16 protein-coding genes and 2 tRNA genes are annotated in these 10,453 nt (G+C 61.8%); 9 read left to right on the plus strand and 9 right to left on the minus strand.

The genetic code is table 11. From position 1 onward, the window contains the following. From ENZ75_RS08930 to ENZ75_RS08940, 3 genes are all read left to right on the plus strand, one after another. Positions 1-591 (plus strand): RNA polymerase sigma factor (locus ENZ75_RS08930; protein ID WP_128278037.1); only part of this gene is annotated, 591 nt, incomplete at its 5' end. 117 nt (positions 592-708) lie between these two features. Continuing rightward, positions 709-1,233 (plus strand): DUF4142 domain-containing protein, encoded by a 525-nt coding sequence (locus ENZ75_RS08935; protein ID WP_013532429.1) that lies wholly within the window; start codon positions 709-711, stop codon positions 1,231-1,233. Positions 1,234-1,244: 11 nt separating this feature from the next. After that, positions 1,245-1,553 (plus strand): cupredoxin family copper-binding protein, encoded by a 309-nt coding sequence (locus tag ENZ75_RS08940; RefSeq protein ID WP_013532430.1) that lies wholly within the window; start codon positions 1,245-1,247, stop codon positions 1,551-1,553. 111 nt (positions 1,554-1,664) lie between these two features. Here ENZ75_RS08940 and ENZ75_RS08945 read toward each other — a convergent pair whose 3' ends face one another. Further along, entirely contained in the window at positions 1,665-2,495 is an 831-nt protein-coding gene (locus ENZ75_RS08945) for a crotonase/enoyl-CoA hydratase family protein (RefSeq protein ID WP_013532431.1), read from the minus strand. 88 nt (positions 2,496-2,583) lie between these two features. On the opposite strand from ENZ75_RS08945, the gene ENZ75_RS08950 reads away from it, so the two are divergent. Next, positions 2,584-3,171 (plus strand): TetR/AcrR family transcriptional regulator, encoded by a 588-nt coding sequence (locus ENZ75_RS08950; RefSeq protein WP_024505017.1) that lies wholly within the window; start codon positions 2,584-2,586, stop codon positions 3,169-3,171. Positions 3,172-3,247: 76 nt separating this feature from the next. Here the strand turns inward: ENZ75_RS08950 and ENZ75_RS08960 are convergent, their stop codons facing one another. The 4 genes from ENZ75_RS08960 to ENZ75_RS08975 all read right to left on the minus strand — a co-directional run bounded on the left by ENZ75_RS08960 (position 3,248) and on the right by ENZ75_RS08975 (position 7,145). Next, on the minus strand, positions 3,248-4,474 hold the full coding sequence (locus ENZ75_RS08960) for an anion transporter (protein ID WP_013532433.1): 1,227 nt from the start codon (positions 4,472-4,474) through the stop codon (positions 3,248-3,250). Between the two features lie 152 nt (positions 4,475-4,626). Then, positions 4,627-5,589, minus strand: coding sequence for a glycosyltransferase (locus ENZ75_RS08965; RefSeq protein ID WP_013532434.1), 963 nt, complete (start codon positions 5,587-5,589; stop codon positions 4,627-4,629). Positions 5,590-5,876: 287 nt separating this feature from the next. Beyond that, on the minus strand, positions 5,877-6,665 hold the full coding sequence (locus ENZ75_RS08970; protein ID WP_013532435.1) for a GGDEF domain-containing protein: 789 nt from the start codon (positions 6,663-6,665) through the stop codon (positions 5,877-5,879). 258 nt (positions 6,666-6,923) lie between these two features. Continuing rightward, positions 6,924-7,145: a hypothetical protein gene (locus ENZ75_RS08975; protein WP_013532436.1), complete on the minus strand. Its 222-nt coding sequence runs from the start codon at positions 7,143-7,145 to the stop codon at positions 6,924-6,926. Positions 7,146-7,324: 179 nt separating this feature from the next. On the opposite strand from ENZ75_RS08975, the gene ENZ75_RS08980 reads away from it, so the two are divergent. Genes ENZ75_RS08980 through ENZ75_RS08990 form a run of 3 tightly spaced genes read left to right on the plus strand, consistent with a single transcriptional unit; the run spans position 7,325 to position 8,238 of the window. Next, positions 7,325-7,639, plus strand: a complete 315-nt coding sequence (locus ENZ75_RS08980; RefSeq protein ID WP_244514287.1) for a hypothetical protein — start codon at positions 7,325-7,327, stop codon at positions 7,637-7,639. Beyond that, positions 7,636-7,917 carry a helix-turn-helix transcriptional regulator gene (locus ENZ75_RS08985; protein ID WP_013532438.1) on the plus strand — a complete coding sequence of 94 codons (282 nt, stop codon included), beginning with the start codon at positions 7,636-7,638 and terminating at the stop codon, positions 7,915-7,917. The genes ENZ75_RS08980 and ENZ75_RS08985 overlap by 4 nt, the downstream gene beginning before the upstream one ends. A gap of 39 nt (positions 7,918-7,956) precedes the next feature. Then, complete coding sequence (locus tag ENZ75_RS08990; RefSeq protein ID WP_013532439.1) at positions 7,957-8,238, plus strand: hypothetical protein; 282 nt, start codon at positions 7,957-7,959, stop codon at positions 8,236-8,238. An 86-nt stretch (positions 8,239-8,324) separates the two neighbouring features. On the opposite strand, the gene ENZ75_RS08995 is transcribed toward ENZ75_RS08990, so the two are convergent. Beyond that, positions 8,325-8,401, minus strand: a tRNA-Arg gene (locus ENZ75_RS08995). A 47-nt stretch (positions 8,402-8,448) separates the two neighbouring features. Next, positions 8,449-8,754, minus strand: coding sequence for an ETC complex I subunit (locus ENZ75_RS09000; protein ID WP_013532440.1), 306 nt, complete (start codon positions 8,752-8,754; stop codon positions 8,449-8,451). Positions 8,755-8,894: 140 nt separating this feature from the next. Between ENZ75_RS09000 and ENZ75_RS09005 the strand changes: the two genes are divergently transcribed. Together ENZ75_RS09005 and ENZ75_RS09010 are read left to right on the plus strand one after the other, a co-directional pair. After that, a tRNA-Pro gene (locus tag ENZ75_RS09005) sits at positions 8,895-8,971 on the plus strand. A 102-nt stretch (positions 8,972-9,073) separates the two neighbouring features. Then, entirely contained in the window at positions 9,074-9,355 is a 282-nt protein-coding gene (locus ENZ75_RS09010) for a hypothetical protein (RefSeq protein WP_013532441.1), read from the plus strand. A gap of 36 nt (positions 9,356-9,391) precedes the next feature. On the opposite strand, the gene hdaA is transcribed toward ENZ75_RS09010, so the two are convergent. Then, positions 9,392-10,096 (minus strand): DnaA regulatory inactivator HdaA, encoded by a 705-nt coding sequence (gene hdaA / locus ENZ75_RS09015; protein WP_013532442.1) that lies wholly within the window; start codon positions 10,094-10,096, stop codon positions 9,392-9,394. A gap of 1 nt (position 10,097) precedes the next feature. Continuing rightward, positions 10,098-10,453, minus strand: a 356-nt coding sequence (locus ENZ75_RS09020; RefSeq protein WP_128278038.1) for an AI-2E family transporter, incomplete at its 5' end; no start/stop codon positions are given.

The following is a 10,453-nucleotide window of genomic DNA, read 5'->3' on the forward strand; positions in this document are numbered from 1 at the left end:
GCCTTCCGCACCATCATCAAGACACACAATCAGCGGCTTTACCGGATCGCGCGCGGCGTCGTGCGCAATGACAGCGAGGCCGAGGACATCGTGCAGGAGGCATACGTCAAGGCCTTCGCCCATCTCGATGCGTTTCGCGGCGACTCCTCGCTCGCCACATGGCTATCGCGCATCGTCATCAACGAGGCGCTCGGCCGGCTGCGCAAAAGACGCAAAACGGTGGCGCTGCCGGAAAATCCGCAAGCCGAGATCATCCGGTTTCCCCTCAATCCCAGCGACGATCCGGAACGGACAATGGCGCAACGGCAGATCCTCCAACTGGTCGAACAGGCCACCGACAGCCTTCCCGACGTCTACCGGACGGTGTTCGTGGCGCGGGTGATCGAGGGGCTGAGCATCGAAGAGACCGCCGACCTCCTCGGCGTGCGGCCGCAAACCGTCAAGACAAGGCTGCACCGCGCCCGCGCCCTTGTCCGCAAGGCGCTGGACGACCAGATCGGGCCGGTGCTGCTCGACGCCTTCCCCTTCGCCGGCCGGCGTTGCGAACGACTGACCAGCGCCGTGATGCGACGGCTCGGGCTGGAAAGCTGAGCCTCAGCGGATTTCAGTTCATTTCAGCGGGAACGTTTGCCGCTGACCAGCATCCAATGACCGTCAACCGAAAAACACTGTCCGGGACGATTTCAGCGTCCCGGCGAAGGAGATGCCATGTCTATCCGACACACTGCTGCGCTCGCCGCCCTGCTGCTGCTCGGCACCGCGCCGTTCGCACAAGCCGCCGACAAGCCGACCGATCCGCAGATCGCCCATATCGCCTACACGGCCGGGGTCATCGACATCGAAGCGGCCAAGCTGGCCATCGACAAATCGAAGAACAAGGAGGTTGTCGATTTCGCCAAGGATATGGTCCGCGATCACGAGGCTGTAAATGTTCAGGCGCTCGACCTGGTCAAGAAGCTCAAGGTCACCCCGGAAGACAACCCCACCAGCAAGGCGCTGACCAAAGCTGCGACGGAGGAGCGGGCCAAGCTCGCCAAACTCCACGGCGCTGCCTTCGACAAGGCCTATGTCGACAATGAGGTCGCCTATCACAAGCAGGTCAACGGCGCGCTCGAAACCCTTTTGATCCCGTCGGCGCAGAATGCCGAGCTGAAAAGCCTGCTGGAAACCGGCTTGAAGATATTCCAGGGCCATGAGCAGCACGCCGAACACGTCGCCGGCATGCTCAAGTAAGGACCGGGAGCATGCAGAACCACCATCTGTGGATTGCGTTGACGCTCGCCGTCGGGATCGTGCCGGCGCAAGCCGAAACCATCCAGGTCACCATCGACAGGCTGGTGTTCTCTCCGGCCACCGTCGAGGCAAAGGTCGGCGACACGATCGAGTGGGTGAACAAGGATGTGTTCGCCCACACGGCAACCGTGAAAGGCGGCTGGGAAGTGATGATCCCGCCGAAGAAATCCGCAAGCCTGACTTTGAAGACGGCGGGACCGGTCGACTACTTCTGCCGCTTTCACCCCAACATGAAGGGCCGTTTGGTGGTGGCGCCCTGATCCAGCTCCGACGAGTGCATGTCGCCCAAAAGTAACCTCGGTTTTGGGAGAACGACACGCATAAAAACAAAGACCTGAAGCGGGTCGCCTGAGGAATTCCAGCGACCCGCTTCAGGCTCGCCTGGCCTCGTCGGGACGCGCGATATGTGTCCACGAGCCGTCATAGCCCGGCTCGCGGCGTGCAATCCAGGCATTCAGCCCTTCGCGCAGATCAGCGGTCGGGGCCACGCGGGCAAACTGCTCGGCCTCGACCAGCAAACCTTCGGCGATGCTCTGGTTGAGGCCGCGCGCCACTGCCGTGAGGATGCCGGCAATCGCCAGATCGGAGTGCCGCAGGATACGCCTGGCCAGATCAAATGCCGCCGGCATCAACTCGGCATGCGGCACAACCTCGTTGACGAGACCCAGTTCAAGCGCCCGCGGCGGCGCAAACCAGTCGCCGGTCAACAGCAGTTCGAGCGCCCGCTTGCGCCCCGCGAGCCTCGGCAAGCGCTGGGTTCCACCAAAGGTCGGCGGCATTGCGAGGTTGATTTCCGGCTTGGCGAACAAAGCGCGGTCACTGGCGATAGCGAGCGGTACGGCCTCGGTGATTTCGCAGCCGCCACCAAAGGCAATGCCGTTGACGGCGGCGATGATGGGCTTGCGGTAGGCTTCCAGCCTCGCCGTCAGCCGCTGCCCGCGCATGACGAAATCCCGCATCGCGACACCGACGCCAAGCGCCACGCTGGCCGAGAACTCGTGAATGTCGCCCCCCGCCGAAAACGCCCGCTCCCCTGCTCCGGTCAGAATGACCGCTCGGACGCCGTCATCGACTTCCATGTCGTCAAGGACCGCAAGCAGGCGGTCGATCAGGGCATAGTTCAGCGCGTTGAGTTTCTCCGGCCGGTTGAGGGTGAGGATGGCAATCCCATCCCGGGTTTCGCTAAGGACAAGATCTGTCATTTGGCTGTTCCTTCTCCATCATGCTGATGGAAGGAAGACTATGCCCTTTGTCGCTTGTGTATATTCACTAGTCGGTATACATAGGCTTATGCCCGACACGCAGAGCCCTACCCGCAAACGCATTGTCGATGCCGCGACCAGGCTCTTCTATGCAGAAGGAATCGGTCGTGTCAGCGTCGATGCCGTTGCCGAGGAAGCGGGTCTCACCAAGCGCACGCTCTACTACCATTTCAAGAGCAAGGACGACCTGATCGCCGCCTATCTCGACGGCCGCGACCAACCCAATCTGAAGCGGATGGCCGGCTGGTTCGAGGCTGCCGAAGGCGGCGCGGATCGCAAGGTCGAGGCGATCTTCACCAATCTGGCGAGGTCCGCTCGCCACCCGAAATGGAAAGGATGCGGCTTCCTGCGCACGGCCGCCGAACTCGCCTCGATGCCCGGACATCCGGCGGTCAAGGTGGGCGCGCGGCACAAGCTGAATTTCGAAACATGGCTGGCCGGCGCCCTGTCGGACCATGGCGTCGCGGAGCCGCAAACCCTGGGGCGCGAGATCGTGCTTTTGATCGACGGCTGCTTTTCGATCATGCTGATCCACCGCAACCCCGATTACATCGAAGCGGCCGGACGCGCCGCGGCGACGCTGGTGCGGGCGCGACTTTCAGGCAGTCAGGTCTAAAGCGCGACGCGCTTTAAGCCTTTGGTTTTATGCATGTCGTTGGCCCAAAACCGGGGCCACTTTTGGGCGACATGCATTAGAAACCGAAAGCCAGCCATGCGGTGCCGGCGGCCAGCGTTATCAGCGTCAAAGGCAAGCCGACCTTGAAAAAAGCGCCGAACGACAGCGTCGTGCCGGCGGCCCGCGCCTGTTCGGCGACGATCAGGTTGGCGACCGAACCCAGCAGCGTGAAATTGCCGGCCAGCGTCGAGCTCATGGCGACGACCAGCCAGGCGCGCTCGGGGTTTTCGAGGCCGGGTATGAAGGGCCGCAGCGCCAGCACGGCCGGAACATTGCTCATGATGTTGGAAAGCACCGCGGTGAAGCCGGACAAGCGCCAGACGTCGTCCAGCCCGAGGTTCCTGGCCGAAGCGATCATGTCGGGCGAAAGAAGCGTCTTTTCAGCGCCGGCGACGACAACGAACAGACCGGCGAACATGAACAGCAGCGGACCGTCGATCTCGCGGTAGATGCGCTCCGGCTTGATGGCCCGGGTGAGCAAGAGGATGGCGCCGCCGATGAGTGCTGCCTTGGCGACGGGCACGCCGGCGAAGAAGGCAATTGCCAGCCCGATGCAGACCACCACCGCCTTCAGCACCTGCCCCTTGTGCATGCGGCCACGCGAGACCTCGGGCGTCAGTTGGACGGTGCGGGCGAATTCGGCCCGGAAGACAATGCGGATGATGACAACGACCGCGACGAGGCCGAACAGGGCGACCGGAGCCAGCGCTGCCGAAAAGGCCGGATAGGAAATGCCCGACAGTGCACCGATGACCATGTTTTGGGGATTGCCGGTGATGGTTGCGACGCTGCCGCAATTCGACGCGGTGGCGGTGGCGATCAGATAGGGGATCGGGTTGCGCTTGATCACACGGGTGACGTGGACGACGATCGGCGCCATGACGAGACAGATGGCGTCGTTGACCAGGAAGGCGGACAACACGCCGGTCAGCAGCGTCACCATCACCAAGAGCATGAAGGGCGCATGCGCGTGCTCGATGGCGACGGCGCCAAGGCCACGAAAGGCGCCCGACACTTTTAAATGCGCCACCACAATCATCATGCCGAGCAGAAGCGTGATGGTATCGAAATTGATCGCCCGGTACGCATCCTCCATGCTGAGCGCGCCGATGGCGATCATCGCGGCCCCGCCGAGAAGCGCGATCCCTGCCCGGTCGAGGCGCAGGCCGGGGATGCGGCCAATGGCGACACCGGCGTAAGTCAGGATCAGGATCAGCAGTGCCGCCGCGCCCATCAAAGTCATCGATAAGAAGTCCTGCCCAGTCTGTGGCACGCCGCTGGCTGTCGGCCCCATTCGTCCGCTTTGCGTGCCTGCTTTAGCGCGATGTCGAGATCGATGACAGCGGGCATGTTGTTGCGCCAAGGATGTCCCATGGCCCAAAGGATGACGTGCAGCTAACGCAGGTAGAAATCCAGCCTCTGTCGCACAGCTTGGGAAGAATAGGTCTGCTCGACGGTCTGCCGTGCCTTGAGGCCCACTGCCGCCCGCAGCGCCGGGTCGGCTTTGAGATCGGCCAGGATGCGCGCCGCCTGCTGCGTCGTTTCGAACAAGAAACCGTTTTCGCCATGCCTGATATGGTCGGAATAACCGCCATATGAATGGCAGACCACGGGCAACCCGCAGGCCATCGCCTCGAACACCACGCGACCGAAGGTTTCCATATGCCAACCGGTGCGATAATAAAACACGTCGAGCGTCTGCAGAAACTCTTCGGCGGAAAATTGGCCGGGTGGGAACAGTTCGAGTTGCGGATGCGGCATGAGGCTGTCCTTGAGCCCTATCCCTCCCTGTATCCGCAAGGCTGTACCTTCGGCCAGCAATGTCTTGTAGAGGGGTATGTCATCGGGATGATGTTTGCCCGGCCCATCGCGGCTCAAGCGTCCGACGGTGAAGGGACGATCCGAACCCAGACGCCGTGGTGAAAAACGTTCGATATCGATCGGAGACGGATGCACGGTGCCATCGACTTGGAGCATCCGTCTCTGAAAATCGGAAATCAGCACCAGTTCGGCGTCGGGCCAGTTCAGCATGCGGGGCATGCGTCTCGTCAGCGAGATGATTTTCGGGTGAAAGGTATTGAAGACATAGATCAGCCGGCGCGGCCGCGGGATCAGGTAAGGCCATATCTTGTTGCGCCAATGAGAGCCGAGAAAGACGTAGGTACCGCCATTCGGTACATCCCACTTCGACAGCGAGACGCGGCGAATCGGGAAATTCCGCATCAACTCGCCGGACACGCTGGAGGAGGTTGCCCACAGATGCACCTCGGAATCGACACTCAACAACCGGTACAGTTCCAGAGCTTCAAGGTCACTGCCACCGAAGGGGTCCTGAAAGCCGTTGAACAAATGGATCATAATAGCTGTGTTTACCTGACCGTTTCCGCATATGTTCGCCAGCATCAAAAATCATGATCGCTGTCGGCCGGAACGCTTGGAAACTCAGAGTCAAAACCGTTTCTGCCGACAACGAAAATCGCCAACGCGGGGGAGTATACCGGCAAGCGGTTGCAGTCCATGGCCCATCGAGCCGGCATGCTATCCGTAAGGATCGGATTCCTTGCGGCTGATTATAAGCATTTGGAAACATAGAAGGAGCGTCTGTTTCGAGAGCTTCCCGATCAGCCTTCTGCAAGTTTCTGCCATCAATGCACGGTGGCGACGCCGGGCGCAGGCGCCGGAGACGTTCCGGCCGGATCGAAGCTGACTTGATCGCGTCCGTTCGACTTGGCCGTGTAAAGCCTTCTGTCGGCAGCGGAGAAAATTTCCTCATAGGTGATCGGGCCGGTAAAGCTTGTGCCGCCGATGCTGACGGAAAGCGGACAAGGCCTGCCGCCGGGTGAGAATTCCATCTCCCTGATACGCCGGCGGATGCTTTCGGCAACCACCCAGGATTGCGAGGGATCCACGCCGGGCAGAAACACGCCGAATTCTTCGCCGCCGATGCGGCCGACGATATCGCTGCCACGCAGTTGCCCCTTGATCGCCTGCGCTATCAGTTTGAGGGCCTGATCGCCGCAATCATGGCCCAGGCGGTCATTGATCGACTTGAAGTGGTCGGCGTCGATGATCAGCAGCGCCCCCGAACGGGTCTGCTCCTGCTTGCGGGTCTGCTCGAGATAGGCTTCGACCAGCATCGAGAAGGCGCCACGGTTCAGCACCGCCGTCAGGCTGTCGGTCGCGGCGATGACGCTGAGATCGCGCTGCGCGATGGCCAGCTGGCGAATCTTCCACATCAGGAAAAACAGAAACGAGCCGCCCAGCACCAAAGGCAGCATCAGGTCGGTCATCTGCGCCCGCCACACGGCCTCGGGCGAAAGATAGGGAAAATTGAAGGAATCGACGAAGAACGCCACGGCAATGAAGAATGCCGTACCGACTGCCGTGACAGCGATCACCCTGCCCCAGCTCGTCGGCGACAGATCGAGCTTCATCGCGTCCACTCCGTTAGCCGTCGCTACTATGACGCACCAACCCAAACAAATTGATAAGACTTTCCCTCCAATTCGATGTCGGCGGCGGAATCAAATCCACCGGCCAACCAGCCCCTGCCTATGACTTGCGACAGACGCTTGGGCAGACGCCACAGGACGGCCGCTGGAAAGCAGCCATCCTGTTTCAAAGTGTGAAGGCGTGGGCCAATTGCCGGCCGGGCAAGGGCAAAACGGCGCGCGAAGCCAGATCGCCCGTCGTCAGTTGAGCGTCGGTTCACCCAGCGCATCGACGACAAAGGATGCCGCGATCAGGTCGTCGGCATCGAGACGCAGGGAGCCTCCGTCGCCTCCCATGGCTGAAGCCACTTTTTGAAAGGTCTTCATTTCGTATTCCGTGATCCGGGCGTCCTGCATCCTGGCCCTGAGATCGGCAATGCGCCGATCGAGGGCCGAAGATATCCCTATTTCTCGCTTCGACATGGCAACACTCCTCCCCACCCTTGTTTGCCTCCCGCCTGTCCACTTTTATATGAGGGTCCGCGAATACAGCGGGCCGAACGCGCCGTGCGCGGGAAGGTTCCGAAAAGGCCGAGTAACGAAATAATACGCTGGCGCCGAGCCACGCCCGCGGACTTTTCTATATCAGACGCAGCTAATCCTTGACGCCGGCAGATGCCGCCCCAGAATCAGAGCATGGCAATAAAGTCGGCGACGAGGTGGCGGTCATGGCGACGGTGCTGAAGCGCGTCACGAAGGACCGCGTCAGCGTGTCGATCCCCGGTCTTCCGCATTCGGTCATTGATCCGGCAACCAGGCTGACCAGGGGCCAGCAGATGGAATTATCCGGCGACGTTAAGCGGATCGACGGCGACAAGGTCACGGTGTCGCTCGGGACAATGGTCACGGTGGATCTGGACAAGGCGGGCCTGGTGCAAAGCCGTGTCCCACCGAAGCGAAGGACCGTCAGGATGTGAACAAGCGAAGCGCCACCGTCTCAGGGACCCAACCCCTTACACCCCAGCAGTGCAGAGCTGCACGAGCGATCCTGAAGTGGTCGCAGGTGCGACTCGCCGCGAAGTGCGGCCTCAGCGAAGGAACGATTGGCAGTTTTGAGAGCGGGCGAAGGATTCCCAGTCCCGCCAAGCTGGCTGCCATCCGTCGAGGCTTGGAGGCAGCGGGCGTGGTTTTCATCGATCAGAAGACCGCAGTGACAAAGAGCGGTCCGCCTCGCGAAACTATTAGTGGAACATAATTTAGACATCGCTGTTAGGCCGTAAATGGGAGGCGCGCGATGTCACAACATGAAATCGGCATTGTTTCGGACTGGTCGAAATTGGTGGCGGACGATCCTCTGATCGCCGCCGATATAATCCAGCGCCTTTCTGTGCGCGCTTGCAATGACAACGCTGCCACCGCCGCCGACGTCCCGTCGCCCGGCACCGAAACATTTCGGGGTCCCGACATAACCAGCCTCGCAACACCCACCGAGTATCCTCGGCCGATCGTGCTCCTAGCGACGATCTATGCGTCGACGGTCCTGGGGGTAACGCTGCTTCTGGCGGCGGCGGTCTGAGCGCACGAGGCCTGATACCGCTCTCTGAAAGCCCGTGTCTCCGGTATAAACCGTAACCTATGTGTCCGGAACGGACCGAAAGGCTTTGGCGATCCCGACAGGATTCGAACCTGTGACCATCGGCTTAGAAGGCCGGTGCTCTATCCAGCTGAGCTACGGGACCGCTGGCCGGCCCTTGGGCCGGCTGGATATTCTGGCGCCGGGCGCCGTTCAATGCGTCCAGGGCGTCCTGCGGTCATAGCGGAAATTCTCCGCATAGGAAATCTGGCGGCGCTTGGTCTCTTTCGGCTCTTCGACGCGGAAAGCGAGCCCTTGCTTTTCGGCGTAGGCGACCGCCTCTTCGCGCGTGTCGAAGCTAAGCCTGATCTGGCTTCTCATGTCTGCCGACGTCGTATAGCCCATCAGCGGGTCGATCTTCTTGCGCGACTCGGGATCGAATTCCAGCACCCAGTAACCGGTCTTGGCCTTGCCGGACTGCATCGCGGTTTTGGCTGGGCTGAAAATGCGCGCGGACATGGCCACCTCGTTGTTGTGCAAGGCAGCATCGCCACCCTTCGCCCGTCATTACTGCGCAATGCGCACGGCGGCAAGGTTTTTGCTCTCGCAGGTTTTTGCACTTGCCATGCACCACCGAAATGAATAGGCAACAGACCGTTCGGAGTGTAGCGCAGCCTGGTAGCGCATCTGGTTTGGGACCAGAGGGTCGGGAGTTCGAATCTCTCCACTCCGACCATCCCCCCACAGCCCAATGCCCGGCGCAGCCATACGGTTCACTTGCTGCGGCACCGGCCGTGTGTCCGGCAGCCGCGGGCGGTTCGGCAAACAGGGGGGTCAGATGCTTGGAATCGATGCCTGGGTGTCGCTTTTCGGACCGGCCTACTTTGCCTATGCCGGCATAACGGTTCCGGTCATGGTGACGTGGGCAATTGCCTGCGCCGCACTGGCGATGTGGAATAACCGTGAAAGCCGCAGACAGGCGAGGCAGGCCCCGGGCGCCGTGGTCTCCCGCTCCTGGCGTGTCAGTATCGGGATGTTTGTGCTGGTCGCCGCCGGCTATATCGCCGCTCACTCTGCCGTCTATCTCGCAGTCCGTCATTTCGCCAGAATGTGGCTCTGATCGCCAGAATGTGGCTCTGAGACCGGCCTCTCAGGCTCAGATCTCGAACTCGCCCTGCCCTTCATCCATGGCACTGACGGTTTCGGCTGCCAGCGCCCTGGTGATCGGCGTCTTGCGTTCGAGCGCGGTCCGGTCGAGCCGCTCCACCACGCGCATCGCTGTCGCCAGCGAGCGCTCGATGCGGCGGACCAGATATTGCACGACATGCGGTTCGACCTCGATCTGACGGTCGGCGAAGAGTTTTGTGATGACGCCTGCCAGCAGGAGATCGTCGGGCTCATGAATTTCGACTGTCGCAGCCGCCTTCAGCCGCGAGGCAAGATCAGGCAGGCCAACACCCCAGGCCGAGGGAAAGCGGCGCGCCGTCAGAAGCAGTTGCGAGCCGGCACCACGCACCGCATTGATCAGATGGAACAGGCCTTGTTCGTCAACCGTCCCGGTATCGACATCGTCGATCAGCGCCGGCCGCGCGCCGAGATTGGCGATGCTGTCGCCGATGCGCCTGGCGTCGACCGCCGCCGCATTGGCACGCGCGCGCCAGATCGAGGCCAGATGCGTCTTGCCAGAACCCGCGGGACCGGCCAGCACCACCACCGGCGATGGCCAGTCCGGCCAGCGGTCGACCAGCGCAACCGCCTGGTTGTTGGTGCCGGAGACGACGAGTTCGTCACGCGAATAGCCGGTGCCATGGCCGAGGTCGAGCGGCAACTGGCGCGGCGGGTCGGTTGGCTGGGCAGTCACTTCAGCGACGCGGTTGCGTGCGGTGGCCGCCGCCGCGATCGGCCGGAAGCTGCGGCACAGGTGCCGCGCCGCGACCCTTGTAGAGCGGCGATTCGAGATAGCGGGCTATTGCGAACCGCACCAGCACGGCGACGGCGGCCGAAGCCGGCACCGCGATCAACAAGCCGACGAAGCCGAACAGCGCGCCGAAGGCAAACAGCGAAAACATCAGCCATACCGGGTGCAGGCCGACGCTCTTGCCGACCAGCCGCGGCTGCAGGATGTTGCCCTCGATGAACTGGCCGATGAAAAACACGACCGCGACCGCGACGATCATCGTCCAGTCCGGCCAGAACTGGACGAAGGCGACGCCGACGG

Source organism: Mesorhizobium sp. M7A.F.Ca.CA.002.04.1.1 (assembly GCF_004022805.1).
In the GTDB taxonomy this organism is placed as follows: domain Bacteria; phylum Pseudomonadota; class Alphaproteobacteria; order Rhizobiales; family Rhizobiaceae; genus Mesorhizobium; species Mesorhizobium ciceri.